Source organism: Nocardioides sp. Root682, from assembly GCF_001427795.1.
Classification (GTDB): domain Bacteria; phylum Actinomycetota; class Actinomycetes; order Propionibacteriales; family Nocardioidaceae; genus Nocardioides.
The window spans coordinates 102,815-125,234 of sequence record NZ_LMHJ01000003.1 but is presented as its reverse complement, the minus strand read 5'-3'; the positions used below and the strand labels follow the sequence as shown (position 1 = coordinate 125,234).

Annotated in this window: 22 protein-coding genes; 14 read left to right on the top strand and 8 right to left on the bottom strand. The window is 70.0% G+C overall.

Annotated elements, in window-relative coordinates; genetic code table 11:
* Positions 1-105 precede the first annotated feature (105 nt).
* From ASD84_RS15935 to ASD84_RS15905, 7 genes are all read left to right on the top strand, one after another.
* A complete protein-coding gene (locus ASD84_RS15935; RefSeq protein WP_056712589.1) occupies positions 106-1,812 on the top strand; it encodes a sigma-70 family RNA polymerase sigma factor in 1,707 nt (568 codons plus the stop codon).
* 67 nt (positions 1,813-1,879) lie between these two features.
* The gene (locus tag ASD84_RS15930; protein WP_056712587.1) at positions 1,880-2,515 is read left to right on the top strand and encodes a sortase domain-bontaining protein; all 636 of its coding nucleotides are present in this window, start codon (positions 1,880-1,882) and stop codon (positions 2,513-2,515) included.
* Positions 2,516-2,584: 69 nt separating this feature from the next.
* Positions 2,585-2,896, top strand: coding sequence for a hypothetical protein (locus tag ASD84_RS15925; RefSeq protein ID WP_056712584.1), 312 nt, complete (start codon positions 2,585-2,587; stop codon positions 2,894-2,896).
* Positions 2,897-3,012: 116 nt separating this feature from the next.
* Positions 3,013-3,444, top strand: a complete 432-nt coding sequence (locus ASD84_RS15920; protein ID WP_056712582.1) for a protein-tyrosine phosphatase family protein — start codon at positions 3,013-3,015, stop codon at positions 3,442-3,444.
* 117 nt (positions 3,445-3,561) lie between these two features.
* Positions 3,562-4,170, top strand: a complete 609-nt coding sequence (locus ASD84_RS15915; RefSeq protein ID WP_056712577.1) for a hypothetical protein — start codon at positions 3,562-3,564, stop codon at positions 4,168-4,170.
* Positions 4,171-4,295: 125 nt separating this feature from the next.
* A complete protein-coding gene (locus tag ASD84_RS15910; protein ID WP_056712575.1) occupies positions 4,296-4,859 on the top strand; it encodes an NYN domain-containing protein in 564 nt (187 codons plus the stop codon).
* A 161-nt stretch (positions 4,860-5,020) separates the two neighbouring features.
* Positions 5,021-5,692: a hypothetical protein gene (locus ASD84_RS15905; protein ID WP_056712573.1), complete on the top strand. Its 672-nt coding sequence runs from the start codon at positions 5,021-5,023 to the stop codon at positions 5,690-5,692.
* A 102-nt stretch (positions 5,693-5,794) separates the two neighbouring features.
* On the opposite strand, the gene ASD84_RS15900 is transcribed toward ASD84_RS15905, so the two are convergent.
* On the bottom strand, positions 5,795-6,985 hold the full coding sequence (locus ASD84_RS15900; RefSeq protein WP_056712572.1) for a saccharopine dehydrogenase family protein: 1,191 nt from the start codon (positions 6,983-6,985) through the stop codon (positions 5,795-5,797).
* A 96-nt stretch (positions 6,986-7,081) separates the two neighbouring features.
* On the opposite strand from ASD84_RS15900, the gene ASD84_RS15895 reads away from it, so the two are divergent.
* Together ASD84_RS15895 and ASD84_RS15890 are read left to right on the top strand one after the other, a co-directional pair.
* Positions 7,082-7,612, top strand: a complete 531-nt coding sequence (locus tag ASD84_RS15895; RefSeq protein ID WP_056712570.1) for a SigE family RNA polymerase sigma factor — start codon at positions 7,082-7,084, stop codon at positions 7,610-7,612.
* Complete coding sequence (locus ASD84_RS15890; RefSeq protein WP_056712568.1) at positions 7,609-9,666, top strand: beta-propeller domain-containing protein; 2,058 nt, start codon at positions 7,609-7,611, stop codon at positions 9,664-9,666. The genes ASD84_RS15895 and ASD84_RS15890 overlap by 4 nt, the downstream gene beginning before the upstream one ends.
* A 6-nt stretch (positions 9,667-9,672) precedes the next feature.
* Here the strand turns inward: ASD84_RS15890 and ASD84_RS15885 are convergent, their stop codons facing one another.
* Positions 9,673-10,524: an alpha/beta fold hydrolase gene (locus ASD84_RS15885; protein WP_082573643.1), complete on the bottom strand. Its 852-nt coding sequence runs from the start codon at positions 10,522-10,524 to the stop codon at positions 9,673-9,675.
* 116 nt (positions 10,525-10,640) lie between these two features.
* On the opposite strand from ASD84_RS15885, the gene ASD84_RS15880 reads away from it, so the two are divergent.
* Together ASD84_RS15880 and ASD84_RS15875 are read left to right on the top strand one after the other, a co-directional pair.
* Complete coding sequence (locus ASD84_RS15880) at positions 10,641-10,907, top strand: DUF2277 domain-containing protein (RefSeq protein ID WP_056712564.1); 267 nt, start codon at positions 10,641-10,643, stop codon at positions 10,905-10,907.
* Complete coding sequence (locus tag ASD84_RS15875) at positions 10,885-11,727, top strand: Sir2 family NAD-dependent protein deacetylase (RefSeq protein WP_056712562.1); 843 nt, start codon at positions 10,885-10,887, stop codon at positions 11,725-11,727. Before ASD84_RS15880 ends, ASD84_RS15875 begins: the two co-directional genes overlap by 23 nt.
* Here the strand turns inward: ASD84_RS15875 and ASD84_RS15870 are convergent.
* Positions 11,703-12,389 carry a metal-dependent transcriptional regulator gene (locus tag ASD84_RS15870; RefSeq protein WP_056714726.1) on the bottom strand — a complete coding sequence of 229 codons (687 nt, stop codon included), beginning with the start codon at positions 12,387-12,389 and terminating at the stop codon, positions 11,703-11,705. The two genes, ASD84_RS15875 and ASD84_RS15870, sit on opposite strands and share 25 nt — an antisense overlap.
* A 38-nt stretch (positions 12,390-12,427) precedes the next feature.
* On the opposite strand from ASD84_RS15870, the gene ASD84_RS15865 reads away from it, so the two are divergent.
* Positions 12,428-13,147, top strand: a complete 720-nt coding sequence (locus tag ASD84_RS15865) for a hypothetical protein (protein ID WP_056712559.1) — start codon at positions 12,428-12,430, stop codon at positions 13,145-13,147.
* The gene (locus ASD84_RS15860; RefSeq protein WP_056712557.1) at positions 13,144-14,745 is read left to right on the top strand and encodes an alpha-amylase family glycosyl hydrolase; all 1,602 of its coding nucleotides are present in this window, start codon (positions 13,144-13,146) and stop codon (positions 14,743-14,745) included. Before ASD84_RS15865 ends, ASD84_RS15860 begins: the two co-directional genes overlap by 4 nt.
* A gap of 15 nt (positions 14,746-14,760) precedes the next feature.
* Here ASD84_RS15860 and ASD84_RS15855 read toward each other — a convergent pair whose 3' ends face one another.
* Positions 14,761-15,249: a MarR family winged helix-turn-helix transcriptional regulator gene (locus tag ASD84_RS15855; RefSeq protein ID WP_056712555.1), complete on the bottom strand. Its 489-nt coding sequence runs from the start codon at positions 15,247-15,249 to the stop codon at positions 14,761-14,763.
* Positions 15,246-16,838 (bottom strand): MDR family MFS transporter, encoded by a 1,593-nt coding sequence (locus tag ASD84_RS15850; protein WP_235531142.1) that lies wholly within the window; start codon positions 16,836-16,838, stop codon positions 15,246-15,248. The genes ASD84_RS15855 and ASD84_RS15850 overlap by 4 nt, the downstream gene beginning before the upstream one ends.
* A gap of 454 nt (positions 16,839-17,292) precedes the next feature.
* On the opposite strand from ASD84_RS15850, the gene ASD84_RS15845 reads away from it, so the two are divergent.
* Positions 17,293-17,952 (top strand): hypothetical protein, encoded by a 660-nt coding sequence (locus tag ASD84_RS15845; RefSeq protein WP_056712553.1) that lies wholly within the window; start codon positions 17,293-17,295, stop codon positions 17,950-17,952.
* An 81-nt stretch (positions 17,953-18,033) separates the two neighbouring features.
* Here ASD84_RS15845 and ASD84_RS15840 read toward each other — a convergent pair whose 3' ends face one another.
* From ASD84_RS15840 to ASD84_RS15830, 3 genes are read right to left on the bottom strand one after another with little or no spacing between them, the layout of a single operon-like run.
* Positions 18,034-20,031: an ABC transporter ATP-binding protein gene (locus tag ASD84_RS15840; RefSeq protein ID WP_056712551.1), complete on the bottom strand. Its 1,998-nt coding sequence runs from the start codon at positions 20,029-20,031 to the stop codon at positions 18,034-18,036.
* Positions 20,028-21,767, bottom strand: coding sequence for an ABC transporter ATP-binding protein (locus ASD84_RS15835; protein ID WP_056712544.1), 1,740 nt, complete (start codon positions 21,765-21,767; stop codon positions 20,028-20,030). Before ASD84_RS15835 ends, ASD84_RS15840 begins: the two co-directional genes overlap by 4 nt.
* Positions 21,767-22,351 carry a TetR/AcrR family transcriptional regulator gene (locus tag ASD84_RS15830; RefSeq protein WP_082573639.1) on the bottom strand — a complete coding sequence of 195 codons (585 nt, stop codon included), beginning with the start codon at positions 22,349-22,351 and terminating at the stop codon, positions 21,767-21,769. Before ASD84_RS15830 ends, ASD84_RS15835 begins: the two co-directional genes overlap by 1 nt.
* Positions 22,352-22,420 lie beyond the last annotated feature (69 nt).

Here is a 22,420-nt window from a genome sequence, read left to right as displayed (position 1 = left end):
CACAGGTGTCCACACCACACGAGAGTCGAGAGGCACCGATGTGCAATCGAGCCGAAGTGCGTCCGTTTTCCCTGGGATCGCGCCAGGTTTCCCTAGGATCGCGCCATGACCCTCTCGGACGCGTCGACGGACGACGCGGACCTCGTTGCCGGCGTCCTCGCCGGGGACCGGGCTGCGTTTGCGGGCGTCTACGAGAAGTACGCCGACCGGCTCTACGACTTCGCGTACTCGATGCTGCGCAACCGGGAGGAAGCCTCCGACTGCGTGGCGGACTCGTTCGTGGTGATGGCGGAGAAGCTGGTGCAGCTGCGCGAAGCGAGCCGGTTGCGACCGTGGCTCTACTCCGTCGTACGCAACGAATGCCTGCGAACCCTGCGCGCCCGCGGGCGCGTGGCCCACGACGACGAATGGCTGGAAGCCATGCCTGACGAGACGAACGGACCCGAGCAGCAGGTCGTGCAGGACGACGTCCAGGCCGAGCTCAGCGAGCTCGTGTGGGCAGCGGCCGAGGGGCTCAACGACCGCGACCGATCGCTGCTGGACCTGCACCTGCGTCAGGGCCTCGACGGCGCCGAGCTCGCCGCCGCGATGGACGTGACGCCGGCCAACGCCTACGTGATGCTGAGCCGGGTCCGCGACCAGGTCGAGCGCTCGCTGGGCGCACTGCTCATCGCCCGTCGCGGCAGCGACGACTGCGACGACCTCTCCGAGCTGCTGAAGGACTGGGACGGCGGGTTCTCGCCGCTCATCCGCAAGCGCGTCGCCCGTCACATCGACGGCTGCGACGTCTGCGAGAGCCGCCGCAAGCGGATGGTCAGCCCGCTGGCCCTGCTGGCCGGCGTCCCGGCGTTCGCCGCCCCGTTGTCGCTGCGGGACCGGGTGCTCGAGGACGAGCGCCTCGTGTCGTACTACGTCGACTCGCCTGTCCCTGCTGCTCCCGTGGCGCCGGGTGGTCCGACGCAGGGCGACTCGAGCGACAGGCGTCGCGCCCTGCTGGTCGGGCTGATCGTGCTGCTGCTCGCCCTCGGCGGTACGGCGGCACTGGTCCTGTGGCCGAACGGAGACGACGACCTGGTCGGTGTCGACAGCCCCACCAGTGCGGCACCGACCTCGAGTGCGCCGCCGACGATCCCCTCGGTCCCGGTCCCCTCGGCGACCGCGACGGTCACCGAGGTCGCGCCCTCGCCGACCGAGCCGTCCAGCGCGGCCACCAGTGACGCACCCACCGTCGCGGCACCCGCCGAGCTCCAGGTCTCGACGCGCACCCTGCGCCTCGGCACCAGCGGCACCTCCGGAACGACCGGACTGAGCAACGTCGGCGGCACCGCACTCGACTTCACCGCGACGCCGCGCGTGAAGTGGCTCTCGGTCTCGACCGCGGGCGGATCGCTCGATCCCGGTGCCGACACGACCCTGCGGATCCGGGCCAACCGGTCCGGGCTGTCGGAGGGTGCGCACAGCGGGCAGGTCGCGATCACCTGGAGCGGGGGGACCGTGCTGGTGACAGTCAGCCTGACCGTGAACCGGGCGCCGGTGATCGGCACGATCACGGCGACAGGCACCGATTGCACCGGCAGGTCCATTGCCGCAACCATCACGGACGGGTCAGGTGTGCGATCGGCTCGAGCGTCCTGGAGTGGGCCGAGCGGAAATGGCCAAGTGGCGATGTCTCCCTCGAGTGGGAAGTGGCGGGCAACCATCGGGGCGTTCCCGATTGGTGGCGACGTCACGGTGACCATCACCGCGACTGACGGCACCGGACTTCGGTCCACCCGCAAGACCACCTTCTACGTCGCGCCCTGCCCCGGCTGAAAATCTGCAAGGTTCGCCCCGCGACCTGCTCCTACCTGCGTAACCACTCGACGCAGGAGGACAGGTCATGGGCATCAAGGCACGGCTGACCCGGATCGTGGCAGTGATCGGCATGCTCGCCGGTCTGGCCGCCGGCACGTTCGGCATCGTCGAACTCACCCAGCCCGAGCCGGTCACCGCACCCCCGACAACCGCGGTCTTCGCCGACAACGCACCCGCGCCCGTCGTACCCGCTGCTCCGGAGCCGGCGGTGCGGGTCGCCGTACCGACGCGGCTCGAGGTGCCGGCGATCGGCGTCGATGAGAAGCTGTCCGGCCGCGGCCTCAAGGCCGACGGTTCGCTCGACACCCCGGACTTCGGCAAGGCCGGCTGGTATCGCCCCGGCCCGCGCCCCGGCGAGCCCGGTGGTGCGGTCGTGGTCGCCCACGTCCACGGCCCAGACGGACCGGACGTGTTCTGGGACCTGGCGAAGCTGCAGCCCGGCGACGAGATCCGCATCCACCGCGCCGACGGGGTCGCGACGTTCGTGGTCGACGACGTGGACGACGTACCGAAGGAGCACCTGCCGTACGACAGGATCTGGCCCGACACCGACGAGCCGCTGCTGCGGCTGATCACCTGCGGTGGCAAGCGCACCGCAGCCGGGTACCCCGACAACACGGTGGTCTACGCGCACCTGGCCTCGACAAAGCCGGTCAGCTGAGCTACTTCTTCGACAGCCCGAACCCCGACGCAATCCGCGCCGTTCCGCCCCTGACCTACGATCAACGCCGTGTCCGCCGACGAAGCAACGAGCGAACAGATCCGTCGCGCCGAGGAGCGGCTCCACTTCCTGGATGCCATCGCGACGGCGCTGACCGACCCGCACCGGGTGCTCGACCTGATCCTCACCGCGCCCGATACCGACGCCGCCACCACTGCGCTCGAGAAGGAGTTCGGGTTCGACGCGGAGCAGGCAAGCGCCGTCACCAGCACGCAGTTCCGTATGGCGACGACCGGGTTCCGCACGGCCCTCGATGCCGAGCGGCAAGAGATCCAGGCGGCGTTGGACAACCTGCGCTCCGGGCTCGATCTGAACGAGTAGTCGCGCCCATACGAAGCTCATTGGGGTAATCCTGATCAACCTGGTTGATCAGGATTACCCCGTTCCCTCGCTCTGCGACATCGAGCCGGCAGCCCCTCCTCGCTACGCTCGCTGACGTGTTGACCGGCTCCATCCTCCTGCCCGACGGCACCCCGATCCGGGGTCGCGGTCGGCGGGAGCCGCTGCCCGACGGCCCACTGCCGCAGTTCACCCTGCACCTCGGCGGGCCCGGGAGCGGGGAGCTGCCCGCGTGGCCGTACGTGGTCGTCGACTGGCCGGACTTCCGGGTGCCGCGCGACCGGGTCACGGCCGAGGCGGCGATCGTCGCGGCGTACCAGCGCGCTCGTGAGGGACAGCGCGTCGAGGTGACCTGCGCGGGTGGCATGGGCCGGACCGGTACCGCCATCGCCTGCATGGCAGTCCTCGCCGGCCACCCGGCGAACGACGCGGTGGCGTGGACCCGGCGTACCTATCGGCGTCATGCCGTCGAGACGTGGAGGCAGAAACGGTGGGTCCGCCGGTTCGCGACCAGGATCGGCAAAGCCTGAAAGAAGTTCCGAGAACATTCCGAGGTTTCTGCAAGGTCTCGCTGGCGGGTTGCTCCTACCCCCAACGAACCAAACAGACGGAGCCGCCAAGAGGCCCCGACCTACCGAGGAGACACCATGAACACCACCACCCGCGCCGCCTTCCGCCTGCTGATCGCCACCCCGATCGCCGCCAGCGCGCTCGCCATCGGCGGCTTCGCCGGAGCCGCTCACGCCGAGACCCCCGGCTTCGACCCCAACCCCGGCCCGGTCATCGTCCAGCCGCACGACGACGAGGACCCGCGCCCCGAAGGGCCCGGTGACATCGCCAACCCCGAGGACGACGACCCGCGCCCCGAGGGCCCCGGCGACATCACCAACCCCGAGGGTGACGACGAGCCCGGCCCGCAGATCCCCGGCGACAAGGACGGCCCGAACCCGGGCGACGACGACCCGCAGATCCCCGGTGACAAGGACGGCCCGAACCCGGCCGACGAGCCCGAGGACGTCCCGGCGGACGAGGTGCCCGGTGACGACGTACCCGCCGACAAGAACGACAAGGGCGGCAAGAGCGTCAAGCAGGCCCCGGCCGAGCACAGCGACGTCGTCGTCCCGACCCGGATCGACGCCGGCGCCGGCCCGGTCGAGGAGGAGGGCTCCGGCCTGGTCTGGCTGCTCGTCGGTGGCGGCGCCGTCGCCGCCGCGGGCTCCGTGCTCGCCCGCAAGGGGGCGGCCACCACGCGCTGACCCCAGCCACACCCCCAGCACCACGCAACAGCACCACGCAACAGCACCACGCAACAGCGGCCTCCCGGATCACCGGGAGGCCGCTGTTCGTCGTACGCGAGCGCAACGCCCCCTAGTCTCAGGACATGGCCGACGAACCGCGCACGACGTACGTCCTTGTCGACGGCGAGAACATCGACGCCACGCTCGGGTCCTCGATCCTGGGCCGACGGCCCCGGCCCGACGAACGCCCCCGCTGGGAGCGGCTGCTGCAGTTCGCGAGCGAGGGTGCCGACAAGCCGGCCAACGGTCTGTTCTTCCTGGCCGCCAACAACGAGCTCCCGATGTCGTTCGTGCAGGCGCTGATCGCGATCGGGTACAAGCCGATCCCGCTGTCGGGCGACGCCGGCGAGAAGGTCGTGGACATCGCCATCCAGCGCACGCTGGTCGAGCTGAGGAACCGCGACGCCGACGTGCTCCTGGTCAGCAACGACGGCGACTTCGTCGACCAGATCCGTGACCTGCTGGACGGAAGCCGGCGCGTCGGTGTCGTCGGGTTCGCGGAGTTCCGCAACAACGCGTTCCTGCAGCTCGCCAACCAGGGTCTCGCCTTCTACGACCTCGAGTACGACGTGCACGCCTTCAACGAACGCCTCCCGCGGGTGCGAATCATCCCGATCGAGGAGTTCGACCCGGTGCAGTTCCTGTAGCGGCGCCCGCCGTCGCACAGGGGTCCCGGAGCCCCGAAAAAAGAAATCCGGAAAGTTCTCCAGAAAATCTGCAAGGTCCTCAGGCCGGCTTGCTCCTACCACCAAGAACGCAAGCCAACGGGCACCGCGAAAGGGCCCGAACCCGACCTGAGGAGAACACCATGAACGCCACCACCCGCGCCGCCTTCCGCCTGCTGATCGCCACCCCGATCGCCGCCAGCGCGCTCGCCCTCGGCGGCTTCGCCGGGGCAGCCCACGCCGACGGTTTCGAGCCCGGCCCGATCATCATCGCCCAGCCCCACGACGACGGAGACCCGACGCCGGAAGGCCCCAGCGACATCGCCATCCCGGCACCCGACGAGGACCCGAAGCCGCAGGGACCCGGCGACATCGCCGTCCCGCAGGACGACGACGACCCGGCCCCGCAGCCGCAGGGCCCGGACGACATCGCCAACCCCGAGGGCGACGACGACCCCAAGCCGCACGGCCCGGGCGACATCACGAACCCCGAGGGCGACGACGACCCGAAGCCTCAGGGCCCTGACGACCTGGCCATCCCGGACCCGGGCGACAAGCCGGAGGACGTGCCGGCCGATGTGCCGGCCGACAAGAACGACAAGGGCGGCGACAAGGCCGACCAGGGTGCCGACAAGTCCGACGAGGTCGGCGGCACCGAGGACGTCCAGCTCCCGAACCGGATCGACGCCGGAGCCGGCTCGTCCGACGACGGTGCCGATGGGGGCCTCAACCTGGCCTGGGTCCTCGCCGGTGGCGGGGTCGTGACGGCAGCGGGCTCACTGCTCGCCCGCCGTCGGATGGTGGCCAACCGCTGACCGCCACCCCACCGACGTGGGCTGAGGAGTGGGGCCACAGCCCGCAAACGAGACGGCCGCCCGGCTTTGCCGGGCGGCCGTTTCACTTGTGTACGGCGAGCGTCAGCGCCGTTCGAAGGTGATCCCGGCCCGCTCCAGGCGGGCCAGCAGGGTGTCGCCCATCGCGGTGGCTGTGGTGACCTGTCCCGACACGTTCGGGTTGTCGTCCAGGGCGAGGCACAACGCCGCTTCGGCCAGCATCTTGGCGGTCTCGGTGTAGCCCGGGTCGCCACCGGAGACCCGCGTGCGCACGGTGGTCCCGGCCGACTCCGCCACGAAGTCGACGGTGAACCAGGACTTCTCGCGCCGGCTCGCCGACGGGCCTTCGCCCTGCGGCACCCGCTTGAGCAGCGCATTGCGCAGCGGCGGCACCTGGGAAGCGACAGCGATTCCGCTGGCGCCGACCGCGCCACCCGCGGCGTACCGCAGGGTCTTGGTGCCGGCGAAGTGCGAGTACGTGAAGGCCGGGCCGTACGACGGCAGCGCGGCCCCGCTGCGTGCCACCACGAACGGGTCGATGGTCGGCAGCGGCAGCAGCCAGTAGCCGAGCTCGCTGTCACGGCCGGGTCGTCCGGCGGTCGCGCGCGAACGGCGACCCTCGGGACGCGGCTCCATCTTGCGGCGGGCGCCGGAGGCCTCCTTCATCTGGCGGGCGCGGGAGAAGGCCGTCAGCGCCGAGTGGAACGTGCCGCCGGAGAAGCCCGCCTTCGAGCGCACCACGCCGCGCATCTTGACGGGGGCGGTCAGCTCGCCGCCGACCTCCTTCTCCAGCTCCTTGATGGTGAAGTAGGCGCCCAGGTCGTGCGGGATCGAGTCGAAGCCGCAGGAGTGCACGATCCGTGCGCCGGAGCCCTCGGCGGCGGCGTTGTGCTCGACGTAGGTGCGGTCGACGAACTCGGGCTCGCCGGTCAGGTCGACGTAGTCGGTGCCGGCAGCGGCGCACGCGGCGACCAGCGGGCCGCCGTACTCGATGTAGGGGCCGACCGTGGTCGCGACGACCTTGGTGGTGGCGACCACCTCGGCCAGTGCGGCCGCATCGGTGGCGTCGGCGACGAGCAGCGGGAGGTCGGCGAGGGCCGGGTTGACGCCCGCCAGCCGCGCACGGACCGCCTCGAGCTTCTTCTCGCTGCGACCGGCAAGGGCCCAGCGCAGGTCCTTCGGTGCGTGCTCGGCGAGGTAGTCGGCGGTGAGTCCACCCGTGAAGCCGGTGGCTCCGAACAGGACGACGTCATAGGGGCGCGGGGAGGAAGCCATGGGGTCCACTCTCGCACTGACGTGGAATCCGATGGAACCCCGACGCGGGTCGGCTGCGTCATAGGTTCAGCACATCATCGAAACAACGGAGCGCACGTGGATCCCGAGACCGAAGCGGTCTATGCCGACTATGTCGAGCAGAGCTGGCCGACCCTGGTGCGGGCGGCCATCTTCCTCGGCGCCCGGCCGCACGAGGCCGAGGATCTCGCGCAGACCACCCTCGTGCGCTGCTACACCGGCTGGGAGCGGGTCAACTCCGCCGACAACCGCGAGGCGTACGTCTACCGGATGCTCCTCAACTGCCTGCGCGACACCCGGCGCACCCGATGGTGGAAGGACCGGCAGTACGACGACCCGCGCTCCCTCGAACGCAGTGACCGTGCCGTGGGCGGGGACTCCGCCGAGCGGCTCGCCGTCGCCGACGCCGTACAGCGAGCGCTCGGCACCCTGACCAAGCCCAACCGCGACGTGGTGGTGCTGCGCTATTTCGTGCAGCTCACCGAGAAGCAGACCGCCGAGGCACTCGGAATACCGCCCGGCACCGTGAAGAGCCGGCTGTCCCGTGCGCTGGCCCACCTCGCCTCCAACGACCACCTCCTCGATCTCTCCGGAGGGACGAAGAAATGACCGACCTCGAGAACCTCTGGGACGACTACCCCGTCGGCAAGGCGCCGACCGGCGCGATCCTCGCCGCGGCGACCAAGGGCCAGCAGCACCGCCGGCGGATCGTCGTACGACCGCTGTTGACGGCGGCCGCCGTGACCGGGCTGGCCGGCGCGTTCCTGACCGGGATGCTCGTCGACGACGGCTCGGGCGGTGGCGGCAACCCGCCGGGCGCCGAGGCACTGCCGAGCCATGTGGCGTTCCAGGCGGACCTGGAGCCCGCGAAGAACTGTGACGACCTGCTGGAGACCTACATCAACCGGGCGCTCGACCTGGTCGGGCCGTACGGCTGGGGCGGGGGCGGGCCGATCTACTACGCGGAGGACGGGGTGCAGCTCGGAGGCCTCGATCGGCTCAGCGGGACCCTCACCGACGGCACCGGCGCGATGCGTCGCGACTACAAGAGCCTCAACTCGGCCGCGCGCATCCCCCAGACCAGCCGCCAGGAGAGCAGCGAGACCGGCACCAACGTCCAGGAGATGGCGGTCGACGAGCCGGACACCGCCAAGACCGACGGCAAGATCCTGACCCTGGTCCGCGACGACGCCCTCGTCGTGTACGACGTCACCGGGTCCTCCACGAAGAAGCTCGGCCGGATCGGGCTGCCCGGGCTGGAGAACGCCGAGATCCTGTTGAGCGGCGACACCGTCGTCGCGATCGGCGCCGACGATGACGCGGAGGACCGCCCGAGCGACGAGTACGGCTACGGCTACGTCCAGCCCACCGGCACCCGGGTGCTGACCATCTCGCTCGCCGACCCGGCGAAGCCGAAGGTCACCCACGACGTCACCTACGACTCCGGGCTGTCCTCGGCCCGCCAGCACGGCTCGACCATCCGGCTGGTGCTGTCCTCGGGCCTGCCGGACTTCGACTTCGTCGAACCGGGCGGCAAGCGCAGCGACAACAAGGCGCGCAAGCACAACCGCAAGCTGGTCAAGGACTCCAAGATCGAGGACTGGCTGCCCACGATCACCACGGACGACAAGAGCCAGCAGCTCCTCGACTGCACGAACGTCGCGATCCCGTCCGACGACCTCGCTCTCGACACCACCAGCGTGGTCGGCTTCGACGCCGAGTCACCCGACAAGGTCGACGCGATCGGCCTCGCCGGCCAGACCGGCATCGCCTACGAGTCGGCGGACCACCTCTACCTCGCCACGGGCGGCGGCTGGGGCGGCCCCATGGACCGGTGCTTCGACGAGTGCATGGGCAGCCGCATCCGCGGCACGACCAGCGGGTCGTCGTACCTCTTCGACTTCGAGCTGGACGGCAAGCAGGCCACGCACGTGGCGTCCGGCGAGGTCGAGGGTGCGATCCGCGACCGCTGGTCGATCGACGAGGCCGACGGCGTACTGCGCCTGGCCGTCGGGCCGACCCAGGAGACCGGCAACTTCAACTCGATCGTCACGTTCCAGCGCGACGGTGAGGACCTGGTCGAGCACGGCCGCCTCGACAACCTCGGACGCAACGAGGAGATCAAGTCGATGCGCTGGTTCGACGGCCTGGCGATCATGGTGACCTTCCGCAACGTGGACCCGCTCTACGCGATCGACCTGAGCGACACCGCGAAGCCGAAGCTCCTCGGCAAGCTCAAGATCCCGGGCTTCTCGTCGTACCTCCACCCGCTCGGGCCGAACCGGATGATCGGCGTCGGCGAGGGCCCCAACGGCAAGAGGGGCTGGGGCGCCCAGATCGCCCTGTTCAACGTCCGCGACGTCACGAACGTCCGGCGCATGGACGTGCACAACTACGACGCCAACACGGTGGCTCGCGCCGGCATGGACCCGCGCGCCTTCACGTGGCTTCCCGACGAGCGAGTGGCGCTCACGGTGCTGGAGAAGTACACGAGCCGCCGGATCGGCTACGTGTCGGTGGTCCGGGTCAAGGACGGCAAGCTCCACGAGCGCCTCCAGCAGGTGGAGTACGGCGACGACGTGGACGACGTCCGCGCGCTGCCGATGCCGGACGGGCGGGTGGTGCTGGTGACCGGCGAGGACGCGCAGTTCTTCGAACTGTAGGAACGGTCAGCCGCGGATCCAGGCGCTGACCGTGTCGGCGAGCGCGGTGGGCCGGGCGTCACCGTCGAGGAGCAGCCGGTAGCCGTGGCCGGACTCGGCCGGCTCGAACCGGCTGCTCTCCGGTGCCTGGTCGACGATCGACTGCGACCCGGCGACCGCGTCCTCGCCTTCGTCATCGGCCATGGCGACCAACACCGGGACCCGGAGTGCCCGTCCACCGTCGATGACCTCGATGCCGTCCCAGTCCAGCGGGCCGGACAAGTCCACGGCCGTGTCGATCTTCACGTCACCCGCAGCCGCCATCAGCGCAACGCTGCCGCCCATCGACGCACCGACCACGACGACCCGGGTGGCGTGCAGCCTGGTCCGTGCCTCCTTCACGGCGATGGTGACCGCATCGGCCTGCGCCGCCCCCGACCGGCGGCCACCGGGGCAGTCCGACTCACCGAACCCGCACAGGTCGATCGCCAGGACCTGCACGCCCGGCTCGGCGACCAGGTCAGCGGCGTACGGCAACCAGCCGCACAAGCCGTTGCCATCGGTCTGGTGGAGCAGGATCGCGACCGTCGGCCCGGTTCCGGCCGTCACGGCGGTGATCTTCCCGATCGCCTCGTCCTGCAGCACGGTCGGCGCGAACCCGGCGTCAGTCACGTCCGAAGGCTGGGGTCCACAGCGGCCGAGGGGACCGTCGAGTGCCTGCCACGGCTCCTGCTCGGGCGCGCCGCTCGTCGTGCTCGTCGTACCTGTCGGCTGGCTGGACTCATGGGTCCCGCCCTCCGGGGCGTCGTCTCCGCCGCAGCCGCCGAGCAGCAGGCTCACCGCGAGGACGGCCGCCACTGCCCCGATCCGAGATCTCATCCGGTCATTGTGCGCCCTGGCCGCAACCCGCACGTACCTGACGAACCTGTCGTCGATGCGGCGAATTCGGAGCAGATTCGTCAGGTACGACGAGGGCCGCGGCGTACGCTCGGAGCATGTGCCGCAACATCCGGACACTCCACAACTTCGAGCCCCCGGCGACCAACGACGAGGTGACGGCGGCTGCCCTGCAGTACGTCCGCAAGGTCAGCGGAGCGACCAGGCCGAGCCAGGCCAACCAGGCCGCGTTCGACAAGGCCGTCGCCGAGATCGCCCACATCACCCAGCACCTGCTGGAGGACCTCGTCAGCGCGGCGCCGCCGAAGGACCGCGAGGTCGAGGCAGCGAAGGCCCGCGAACGTGCCAAGCTCCGCTACGGCTGAGTCGGCCGGACCGGCCGCACTCGCGCTCTGCGCGCGCGGCCCGCTGGTCGTGCTGACCGGCGCCGGCCTCTCCACCGACTCGGGCATCCCGGACTACCGCGGCCCCTTGGCGCCCGTTCGGACGCCGATGACCTACCAGGAGTTCGTGGCCACGCCCGCCGCCCACCAGCGGTACTGGGCGCGCAGCCACCTCGGCTGGGCACGCATGGGCCACGCCGCCCCGAATGCCGGGCACCACGCGGTCGCCGCGCTCGGCGCCGACCTCGTGATCACCCAGAACGTCGACGGCCTCCACGAAGCCGCCGGCACCCCGAACCTGGTCGCCCTGCACGGCCGCGTCGCCGACGTCATCTGCCTCTCCTGCAGGAGTACGACGGCCCGCACTGCGCTGCAGGAACGGCTCGAGCGCGCCAACCCTGGCTGGGCCACCCGGCACGCGGACGTTGCGGACCGCCCGGACGGCGACGTCGCTCTCGAGGAGACGGCCGGGTTCGTCGTACCCCCGTGCGAGAAGTGCGGCGGCCTGCTGAAGCCGGACGTCGTGTTCTTCGGCGAGAACGTGCCGAAGGAACGCGTGGCTCGCTGCTACACGGCCGTGGAGGCGCTGGCAGACACGAACGGCACCCTGCTCGTCGCCGGGTCGAGCCTGACCGTGATGAGTGGTCTCCGGTTCGTGCGTCGCGCAGCACAGCACGAAATACCCGTGGTGATCGTCAACCGCGGACCGACGCGCGGCGACGCGCTGGCGACCCACAAGGTCGAGGCCGGCACCACCGACTGGCTGCCCGAGCTGGCTCAGAGCCGCTTGACGAAGATGTGATCGGCCGCTTCAGGGAAGATCTCGGCGGTCTCGCCACCGGAGCCGACCAGCACGCCGTCGGCGGTGGCCTGGATCGTGATCGTCTTGTCGGGCAGGGCACCCACGCGACGCATCGCGCTCATCAGTGCCTCGTCCTTCTGCATCTCCTCGGAGATGCGGCGGACCAGGGCCCGCGACACCTCGGGGCCGGCAGCCTTGGAGAGCGGCTCGACGTCGGCCATGAAGCGCTCGCCGACGTTCTCCTCGCCGAGCTCGCCCAGACCCGGGATCGGGTTGCCGTACGGCGACTCGGTCGGGTGGTTGAGCAGCTCCAGCAGGCGGCGCTCGACGGTCTCGGACATGACGTGCTCCCAGCGGCACGCCTCCTCGTGCACGAGCTCCCAGTCCAGGCCGATGACGTCGACGAGGAGTCGCTCGGCCAGCCGGTGCTTGCGCATGACGCGGGTGGCGAGACGCTGGCCGTCCTCGGTCAGCTGGAGGTGGCGGTCGCCCTCGACCGTGAGCAGGCCGTCGCGCTCCATGCGGGCAACCGTCTGCGACACCGTGGGTCCGCTCTGGTGCAGGCGCTCGGCGATGCGCGCGCGCAGCGGCGTGATGCCCTCCTCGATCAGCTCGTAGATCGTGCGGAGGTACATCTCTGTGGTGTCGATGAGATCGCTCACGTAACCCATTCTGTCCTATCGGCTGGCAGGCTTGGCGCGTGACCACGCTCGCTGTCCCCCGCCGCTTCAACGGTCCGCCCCGATCCGGCAACGGGGGCTGGGTCGCCGGCGCCCTGGCGTCGACCCTCCCCGACCAGGCCATCGGCCAGTCGGTCACGGTGACCCTGCGCCAGCCGCCGCCGCTGGAGACACCGATGCAGGTCAGCGTCACGGCTGCCGGGGCCACGTTGAGCCACGACGGTCGCCCCGTCGCCGATGCCGTGTACGCCGACCTCGACCCGTCACCGGTCGCGCCCGTCTCCGTCGGGGTCGCCGCCGTTGCGGAGGCCGCGTTCCGCGGACATGGCAAGCACCCGTTCGCGCGCTGCTTCGTCTGTGGCACGGACCGGCGTCCCGGCGACGGACTCCGGATCTTCGCCGGGCCGCTCCCTGACGAGGCCCGCAGCTCCCCGGACGATGGCCGCGTGGCGAGCACCTGGTCGCCGTACGAGACCGGCGTGGCGCTGACCTGGGCCGCCCTCGACTGCCCCGGCGGCTGGTCCAGCGACCTCGAAGGCCGGCCGGCCGTCCTCGGCCGCATCACCACCCAGGTCCGACGCCTGCCTCGCACCTCCGAGCGTTACGTCATCGTCGGCGAGGAGCGTCGGATCGAGGGGCGCAAGACCTTCACCGCCGCGACGCTCTACGGCGAGGGCGGCGACGTCGTCGCCAGCGCCGAACACGTCTGGATCGCCATCGACCCCGAGGAGTTCCGATGACCAACGCCCCGTGGTGGCGCGACGCCGTCGTCTACCAGGTCTACGTCCGCAGCTTCGCCGACGAGATGGGCGCCGACGGGATCGGCGACCTGCCCGGGATCACCTCGCGGTTGCCGTACCTGCGCGACCTCGGCGTCGACGCCCTGTGGATCACGCCGTTCTACACCTCGCCCCAGAAGGACCACGGGTACGACGTGGCCGACTACACCGACGTCGATCCACTGTTCGGCAGCCTGGCCGACGCCGACGCCCTGCTCGAGACCGCGCACGGACTCGGCCTGCGGGTGATCGTCGATCTCGTCCCGAACCACACCTCGGACCAGCACGCGTGGTTCCGGGCGGCCCTGGCTGCCGCACCCGGCTCGCCCGAGCGCGCCCGCTACCTGTTCCGCGAGGGCCGCGGTCCCGACGGGAGCGAGCCGCCGAACAACTGGCTGTCGATCTTCGGCGGGCCGGCCTGGACACGCGTACCCGACGGCTCCTGGTATCTCCACCTGTTCGACACCTCGCAGCCCGACCTCGACTGGCGCAACCCCGAGGTCGGCGACATGTTCGAGGGCGTGCTGCGGTTCTGGCTCGACCGGGGCGTCGACGGGTTCCGGGTCGACGTGGCGCACGGCCTCTACAAGGAGGCGGCACTGCGGGACCAGGTCCGCCCGGAGCCAGCCACCGACACGTCCGGCAAGAAGTCCGGCAAGAAGAAGCCGAAGGTCGCCGAGTCGATGGTCGAGCGCGTCCTCAAGGACGAACCGATGTGGGACCAGCCGGAGGTGCACGACGTCTACCGCCGTTGGCGCAAGGTCCTCGACTCCTACCCCGGCGAACGGATGGCCGTCGCCGAGGCCTGGACCCAGACGGCCGAGTCGATGGCGCTCTTCATCCGCCCCGACGAGCTCCACCAGGCCTTCAACTTCGGCTGGCTCGGCACCCCCTGGTCGGCGAAGGACTTCGCCGAGGTCGTCAACAACTCCATCGCCGCAGTCAGCGCCGCCGCGTCCGCCCCCACCTGGGTGCTGTCCAACCACGACGTCATCCGCCACCCCACGCGGTACGGCGGCGGGCCGGTCGGCCTCGCGCGCGGCCGCGCGGCCACCCTCGCCATGCTCGCCCTGCCGGGCTCGGCCTACCTGTACCAGGGCGAGGAGCTCGGTCTGGAGCAGGTGGACGTGCCGCCCGAGGCGCGCCAGGACCCCTCCTGGTTCCGCACCGGCGAGCCCGGTCGGGACGGCTGCCGGGTGCCGTTGCCGTGGTCCGGGTCCGCGCCGCCGTACGGCTTCGGCGGGACGGGCCAACCGTGGATTCCCCAGCCCGATGATTGGACGGACCTGACCGTTGACGCCCAGCAGGACGACGACGCCTCGACCCTGGCGTTCTACCGCCGGGCGCTCGCCGCTCGTCGCGACGTGTTCGCCGGAGCCGACGAGACCACGGAGGCCACCACGCAGGGCAAGCTGCTCGTCGTACGACGGGCGGGGGTGACCGTGCTGCTCAACACCAGCAAGTACCCGAAGGCCCTGCCCGACGGCGAGGTGCTGATCAGCAGCGGACCGGTCATCGACGGCCTGCTGCCGCCCGACACCGCTGTCTGGCTGCGCTGACCCGGGTGGGGTGACTCAGCGGTCGGCGGGGATCCCGAGCGCGTCGTTGTAGCGACGCAGCGACCCGGAGAATGCGGTCAGCTCGTCGGCCGACCAGTCGGCGAGCCGCTCGGCCAGGAGCTCGCGACGTTCGACCGCAACCGCCTCGAGACGCTGCTCGCCCTCCGTGCTGATGCTGAGCAGGGTGGCCCTGCCGTCCTCGGGGTCGGGCTGCTTGTCGACGAGGCCGAGGTCGATCAGGTGCTGCACCTGACGACTGATCGCCCCCTTGTCGATGTCGAACACCGCGCACATCGCGGAAGCCCGGATCGGCTCGTGGTCGCGGACGTAGGCGAGCATCAGGTACGACGCCGGCAGCAGCTCCGGGTGCACCGCGCGGGCCCGTTCACCGATGACCCGGCGGATCCTCCGGATCAGTACGCCGACCTCGGACTCGAGCTCGCGGACCACGTCGATCCGGTCATCGGCCCGGTCATCAATCCGGGCATCGGTCTGGGCGTTCATCGCACGGCCTCCAGCTCGGAGTCCTCGACCACCGGTCCGGTGGTGGTGCGCAACGGCACCTCCTTGATGAACAGGATGCAGAGGAACGCCACGATCGTGAACGGAACCGACACCAGGAACAGGTGGCCCACGGCCTCACCGAACGAGTTCTCGTAGAGCGCGCGGATCGGGAGCGGCAGGCTGGCCAGGTCGGGGATGTCCCCGGTGGAGTGCTCCATCGTGGCCAACTGCTCAGGCGTGATCTTGCCGGAACTGACGAGGCTGGCGATGCCGTCCTTGACGCCGCTGGTGACCTGGTGCGCGAGCACCGCGCCGAGCGCGGCGACACCGGCGGAGCCACCGATCGAGCGGAACATCGCCACGACCGAGCTGGCCGCTCCGAGGTCCTGCGGGGAGGCGTTGTTCTGGACCGCGAGCACGAGGTTCTGCATGGTGGCACCCAGACCGATGCCGACGATCGCCATGTAGCCGCCGACGACCCACAGCGCGGTGTGCGCGTCGATCGTGCCGAGCAGCGCGAGACCGACCATGACCAGGACCATGCCGCCGACCAGCCACCGCTTCCACAGTCCCGTCTCGGAGATGATCCGGCCGCTGACGATGCTCGAGACCAGCAGGCCGCCGACCATGGCGATCGACATCAGGCCGGCCTCGGTCGGGCTCATGCCGCGAGCGAGCTGGAAGTACTGGCTGAGGTAGACCGTCGCCCCGAACATGGCCACGCCGATCATCACCGACGCGGCGGTCGCCAGCGCCGTCGTACGGTCACGGAAGAGGCGGAGCGGGATGACCGGCTCGCTGGCCACCCGCGCCTCGACCCACAGGGCCGCGCCGATGAGGGCCACGCTGCCGCCGACGAGGGCCGCCGACGTACCGGAGATCCAGTCGAAGTTGGTGCCGGCCAGGCTGACCCAGACGAGGATCAGGCTGATGCCGCCCATGATCAGGGTGGCGCCGGCGTAGTCGATCTTCACCTGGCGCTTGACCACCGGCAGGTGCAGCGTCTTCTGGAGCACGACGAAGGCGAGTGCCGCCACGGGGAGGCCGATCATGAAGCAGCCGCGCCAACCGAGGGGGCTGTCGACGACGAGACCGCCGAGCAACGGACCGCTCACGGTGGCGGTCGCGAAGACCGCGCCGATGTAGCCGCTGTAACGACCGCGCTCACGCGGGGAGACCATCGAGGCGATCACGACCTGGACCAGTGCGGTCAGCCCGCCGACGCCGAGGCCCTGGATCGCGCGGGCGCCGATCAGCACGCCCATGCTGGGCGCCAGCGCGGCGATGACCGAGCCGATGGAGAAGATGATCAAGGCGGCCTGCACGAGGAGCTTCTTGCTGAACAGGTCCGCGAGCTTGCCCCAGATCGGGGTGGTCGCGGTCATGGTGAGCAGCGTCGCCACGACGATCCACGTGTAGCCGGTCTGGCTGCCGTGGAGGTCGGTGACGATCGCCGGGAGGGCGTTGCTCACCACGGTGCTGGAGAGCATCGCCACGAACATGGCGAGCAGGAGCCCGGTCAGGGCTTCCATGATCTCGCGGTGGGTCATCTGGCCCGGTTCCGCGGTAGCGGTCTGATTGGTTGCCATTCGTCAACCATAACTGAATTGGTTGACGTCGGCAACTTGTCGCAGCGACCTGGCTGCGCCATCGACTCGGTCTCGATACGGGCGTCACGACCTCGTCCCTCGGTCGCGGCCCTACTCGACCTCCCCGCCTGATCCGTACGCCGCGAGCGAGCTCGCGTCGTACGGGGCGGTGAAAAATGCAGCGACCCGCAGGCGTGGTCCGGTGGACCTGACCGGGGGACGTCCCGGTGCACCTGCGGGTCGGGTGGCTGCTGTGATTTCGCGAGCAGCCCTGGTCGACGAAGCCGACCAGTTCGTACTCGGGCTGCTAGCGGGCAGCCACCTCACGCGTCCTCAAAGAAATCATTCTTCGGACCACCTCCTTTCCCGTGTGCGACAACGGTAGGTCGGCACCGGCGCCGACACAACGGGATTTTCCGGCAACATTTTCTGCGCCCGCGTCGTCGGACCAGGCATGACCACCCACTGCCTGCGCCGTACACCCGCCGCCGTTGCCCTGCTGCTCGCCGCGACCACCCTGCTCGCAGGATGCAGCGACGAGGGCGCCCCCGCCGCTGCGAAGGACGAGACCGCGACGACGACCCCGATCACACCCACGACCAGCCCCACGACCAGCCCCACGACCAGCCCCTCGGCCAGGGACGACCTCGATCACCTGGTCATCCTGCCGGGGTCCATCGGCGAGGCGCGCGTGGGCATGACGCGCGCGCAGTGGACGCCGACCGGGCTGTTCGAGGACGGTGCGGTGCTCTGCGGAGGCGAGGTGATCCACTGGGCGGCCGACCCGACGGCCCAGCAGCTCCTCGTGCTCACCGACCAGGACGCCACGATCACCCAGCTGTCCGTGTCGGTCCCCGGGCCGCACACCCAACAGGGGGACCTCGAGGTCGGGTCGACGTACGGCGAGCTCAAGCGTGCGTTCCCGAACATCACGGCACCCGTCGCTGACGGGTTCGAGGAGACGTCGTCGGTCTACCCGCCCGCCGAGGAGGACGGCCTGGCCTACCTCGGGTTCCTGCTCGACGCACTGCCCGAGGACGTCACCGACGACACCAGAATCGCCCGGATCGCCGTCACGGGCGGGGAGAAGCCGTACTTCCAGTACGACTGCTGATGTGGAGGCTCGCGCACCAACCAGATTTGTCCTCCGGACGGGTCCGGAGCGACAAATTCGGTTGGTACGCCGCGTGCGGGCTCAGCTGACAGCAGCAGCGAACTGCGCCGCGTGCAGTCGCGCGAATGCACCGTCCCGCTCCAGCAGCTCCGCGTGCGAACCCTGCTCCACGATCCGGCCGTTCTCCATCACCAGGATGAGGTCGGCGTCGCGGATCGTGGAGAGCCGGTGGGCGATCACGAACGACGTCCGGTCGGTGCGCAGCGCCGCCATCGCGTGCTGCAGCAACAGCTCCGTACGGGTGTCGACCGACGACGTCGCCTCGTCGAGGATCAGCAACGCAGGTTGGGCGAGGAAGGCCCGCGCGATGGTGATCAGCTGGCGTTCACCGGCGGACAGGTTCGAGCCCTCGTCGTCGACACGGGTGTCGTAGCCGTCGGGCAGGGAGTGCACGAAGCGGTCGACGTACGTCGCCCGGGCCGCCACCCGCACCTCCTCCTCGGTCGCGTCGGGACGGCCGTAGGCGATGTTGTCGCGGATCGTGCCCTCGAACAGCCAGGTGTCCTGGAGCACCATGCCGATCCTGCTGCGCAGCTCCGCGCGGGAGACGTCGGTGATGTCGGTGCCGTCGAGGGTGATCCGGCCGGCGTTGAGCTCGTAGAACCGCATGATCAGGTTGACCAGTGTGGTCTTCCCTGCGCCGGTCGGACCGACGATGGCGACCATCTCGCCGGGGTGGGCGACGAGGGACAGGTCCTCGATCAGCGGTTCGTCCGGGTCGTACGAGAACGACACGCCCTCGAACGCCACCTCGCCACGGGTCTCCTCACGCGCTGCGGCCGCGGCCCGGGCAGCGTCCACGGTGTCGACCACCGAGGCATCGGTCTCCTCCTCGGCGTCCAGCAGCTCGAACACCCGCTCCGCCGAGGCGACGCCCGACTGCAGGAGGTTCGCCATCGACGCGATCTGCGTGATCGGCTGCGAGAACATCCGGGAGTACTGGATGAACGCCTGCACGTCGCCGATGCTCATCGTCCCTGAGGTGACCCGAAGGCCACCGACGACGGCGATGATCACGTAGTTGAGGTTGCCGACGAGCATCATCAGGGGCATCACGAGACCACTGATGAACTGCGCGCGGAACGACGACTGGTACAGCTCCTCGTTGGCCTCGTCGAAGCCCGCCTCGACGCTCTCGCGACGGCCGAACACCGACACCAGTGCGTGCCCGGAGATGGCCTCCTCGACCTGGCCGTTGAGCTTGCCGGTCTGGCGCCACTGGTTGATGAACTGGCTCTGCGACCGCTTCATGATCCGGCCGGTCGTGAACATCGCGATCGGCACCGAGATCAGCGCGATCAGCGCGAGGAGGGGCGAGACCCAGAACATCATCCCGAGCACGCCGACGACCATCAGCAGCGATGTGAGCAGCTGGCTCATCGTCTGCTGGAGGTTCTGCGCGACGTTGTCGATGTCGTTGGTGACGCGGCTCAGCAGCTCCCCACGCGGCTGCTTGTCGAAGTACGACAGGGGCAGCCGGTGCACCTTGTCCTCGACGTCGGACCGCATCTTGCGCACGGTCGCCTGGACCACGTCGTTGACGAACCAGCCCTGCAACCAGCCGAGCACCTGGCCACCGACGTAGATCAGCAGCGTGATCAGCAGCAGGTGGGCCACCTTGTCGAAGTCGACGCCCTGACCCGGGACGAGGTCCAGCCCGCGCAGGAAGTCGGCGAGCTGGCTGTCACCCCTCGACTCCGCAGCCGCGATGGCGTCGGTCTTGGTCGCGCCCGGGGGCAGCTGCTCGCCGACCTGCTTGCCGACGAACCCGGTGAACACAGCATCGGTGGCCTTGCCGAGCAGCCAGGGCCCGACGACGACGGAGGCGACGGAGCCGATGCCGAGCAGCAGTACGGCGAACGCCCGGCCCCGTGCCGGACGCAACAGCCCCACCAGGCGCCGGGCGGAGGCACCGAAGTTGTCGGCCTTCTGGCCGACCATGCCACTCATCGGGCCGCGACCGGGTCCGCCCTGCTGGACGATCCGCTCGGTCGTCTTCATCGTCTTCGAGTCGCTCATGCGACGACCTCCTCGGTCGTGATGCCTTGCGAGGCAGCGATCTCCTGGTACGTCGGGTCGTCCGCCATCAGCTCGTCGTGCGTGCCGCGGCCGACCACCTCACCGTCCTCGAGCACGAGGATCAGGTCGGCGTCGCGGATCGTGGCGATCCGCTGGCCGACGATCACCACGGTCGCGTCACGCGTGACGGGAGCCAGCGCCGCCCGCAGTCGCGCATCGGTGGCGACGTCCAGCGCGGAGAACGCGTCGTCGAAGAGGTAGATCTCCGGTCGTCGTACCAGCGCACGGGCGATGGCCAGACGCTGGCGCTGGCCACCGGAGACCGTCGTACCGCCCTGAGCGACGGGGGTGTCGAGGCCCACGGGCATGTCGCGCACGAAGTCCGCCGCCTGGGCGATCTCGAGCGCGGCCCACAGCTCGTCGTCCGTCGCGTCCTCACGGCCGTAGCGCAGGTTCGTGGCGACGGTGCCGGAGAAGAGGAAGGCACGCTGCGGCACCAGTCCGATCTTCGACCAGAGCAGCTCCGGGTCGAGCTCACGTACGTCGACGCCGTCGACCCGTACGACGCCCTCGGTCGCGTCGAGCAGCCGGGGAACCAGGTTGACCAGCGTGGTCTTGCCGGCGCCGGTGGAACCGATCAGGGCGATCGTCTGCCCCGGACGGGCGCTGAAGGACACGTCGCGCAGCACGGGTGCCTCAGCGCCGGGATAGGTGAGCCCGACACCCTCGATGTCGAGGTGGCCGGCGACGTCGACCGAGGTGACCGGACGGTCCGACGGGACCACGCTGGAGTCGGTGTCGAGCACCTCGGCGATCCGGGCCGCGCTGACCGATGCCCGCGGGATCATCATCAGCATGAACGTGCCCATCATCACCGACATCAGGATCTGCATCAGGTAGGAGAGGAAGGCGGTCAGTGCGCCGACCTCCATCTCGCCACTGTCGACCCGGTGGCCGCCGAACCAGATCACGCCAACCATGGCGACGTTGGTGACGCCCATGACGAGCGGGAACATCAGCGCCATCCAGCGACCGGCGCGGATCGACACCTCCGTGAGGTCGTCGTTGGAGCGGGCGAACCGGGCCGTCTCCTGCGGTTCGCGGACGAACGCGCGTACGACGCGGATGCCGGTGATCTGCTCGCGCAGGATCCGGTTGACGTCGTCGATCCGGGCCTGCACCGTCTGGAACGCCGGCACCATGCGGGACACGACGAGCCCGATGCAAACGAAGAGGACGGGGACCACCACGAGGACCAGCCAGGACAGGCCGAGATCCTCGCGCATCGCCATGATGACGCCACCGATCATCATGATCGGGATCATCACGCCCATCAGGCACACCATCATCGCCAGCATCTGCACCTGCTGGACGTCGTTGGTGGCGCGGGTGATCAGGGACGGCGCACCGAAGGTGGACACCTCACGGGCCGAGAAGCTCCCGACCCGGCCGAACACGGCCTTGCGCAGGTCGCGACCGAACGCCATCGCGGCCTGGCCACCGAACCACGCCGACGCCATCGAGCACGCCGCCTGGACGAGCGACACGGCGAGCATGACGCCGCCGATCTTCACGACGTAGTCGGTGTCGCCGCGGGCGACGCCCTTGTCGATGATGTCGGCGTTGAGGCTGGGCAAGTACAGCATCGCGGCGGTCGCCGTGAACTGCAGCAGCACGATCGCTGAGAGCCAGCCCTTGTACGGCGACAGGTAGGTGCGGAGCATGCGGGGCAGCATCAGCCGTCCCTCCTCTCGACGCCGTTCAGGACGACGTCGACGATCTGGGCAGGGGCCAACAGGTCGTTGTCGGCGATCTCCTGGTGGGAGCCGGCGAAGGTGAGCAGCCGCCACACGTGGAGCACCTGCTCGGGCGGCAGGGTCAGCCGGTCCGCGTCCGGGGCAATGAGGGCGAGCAGGCGGTGGCGCACGTCCTCGAGCCCCTTCTTGAGCTCGGGCCGGTCGTGCAGGTGTTGCGGCGGGCCGACGGTCCCCATCGCGCGCATCAGTCCGAAGATCGCGAGGAACCGCTGCTGCAGGATCGACGTCATCGCGAGCATCCGCTCACGCAGCGGCAGCCCGGGGTCGATCTCGTCGAGGCGGCGCAGCACGTCGCCGGGCTCGAAGGCCCGGGTGACGGTCGCGTCGATCAGCTCCTCCTTCGAGGAGAACACCCGGAAGATCGTGCCCTCCGCGACGCCGGCGGCCTCGGCGATCAGCTTGGTCGTCACTCCCCGGCCGTGGTCGTAGAGCAACGGCCGGGTCGCCCGGATCAACGCCTCGCGCCTGTCCTCGGGCGAGAGTGGCGCGGCACGGGGTGGCATGCCGACCAGCGTAGGTGAGTGAGCACTCACTCACAAACCCCTTTTCGCGACTTGGGGTTTGTCACCGCC

Coding starts and splice junctions, on each gene's coding strand:
- ASD84_RS15935 (WP_056712589.1), top strand. CDS start 106: ATGACCCTCTCGGACGCGTCGACGGACGACGCGGACCTCGTTGCCGGC.
- ASD84_RS15930 (WP_056712587.1), top strand. CDS start 1,880: ATGGGCATCAAGGCACGGCTGACCCGGATCGTGGCAGTGATCGGCATG.
- ASD84_RS15915 (WP_056712577.1), top strand. CDS start 3,562: ATGAACACCACCACCCGCGCCGCCTTCCGCCTGCTGATCGCCACCCCG.
- ASD84_RS15910 (WP_056712575.1), top strand. CDS start 4,296: ATGGCCGACGAACCGCGCACGACGTACGTCCTTGTCGACGGCGAGAAC.
- ASD84_RS15905 (WP_056712573.1), top strand. CDS start 5,021: ATGAACGCCACCACCCGCGCCGCCTTCCGCCTGCTGATCGCCACCCCG.
- ASD84_RS15900 (WP_056712572.1), bottom strand. CDS start 6,985: ATGGCTTCCTCCCCGCGCCCCTATGACGTCGTCCTGTTCGGAGCCACC.
- ASD84_RS15890 (WP_056712568.1), top strand. CDS start 7,609: ATGACCGACCTCGAGAACCTCTGGGACGACTACCCCGTCGGCAAGGCG.
- ASD84_RS15885 (WP_082573643.1), bottom strand. CDS start 10,524: ATGAGATCTCGGATCGGGGCAGTGGCGGCCGTCCTCGCGGTGAGCCTG.
- ASD84_RS15880 (WP_056712564.1), top strand. CDS start 10,641: ATGTGCCGCAACATCCGGACACTCCACAACTTCGAGCCCCCGGCGACC.
- ASD84_RS15860 (WP_056712557.1), top strand. CDS start 13,144: ATGACCAACGCCCCGTGGTGGCGCGACGCCGTCGTCTACCAGGTCTAC.
- ASD84_RS15855 (WP_056712555.1), bottom strand. CDS start 15,249: ATGAACGCCCAGACCGATGCCCGGATTGATGACCGGGCCGATGACCGG.
- ASD84_RS15850 (WP_235531142.1), bottom strand. CDS start 16,838: ATGGCAACCAATCAGACCGCTACCGCGGAACCGGGCCAGATGACCCAC.
- ASD84_RS15845 (WP_056712553.1), top strand. CDS start 17,293: ATGACCACCCACTGCCTGCGCCGTACACCCGCCGCCGTTGCCCTGCTG.
- ASD84_RS15840 (WP_056712551.1), bottom strand. CDS start 20,031: ATGAGCGACTCGAAGACGATGAAGACGACCGAGCGGATCGTCCAGCAG.
- ASD84_RS15835 (WP_056712544.1), bottom strand. CDS start 21,767: ATGCTGCCCCGCATGCTCCGCACCTACCTGTCGCCGTACAAGGGCTGG.
- ASD84_RS15830 (WP_082573639.1), bottom strand. CDS start 22,351: ATGCCACCCCGTGCCGCGCCACTCTCGCCCGAGGACAGGCGCGAGGCG.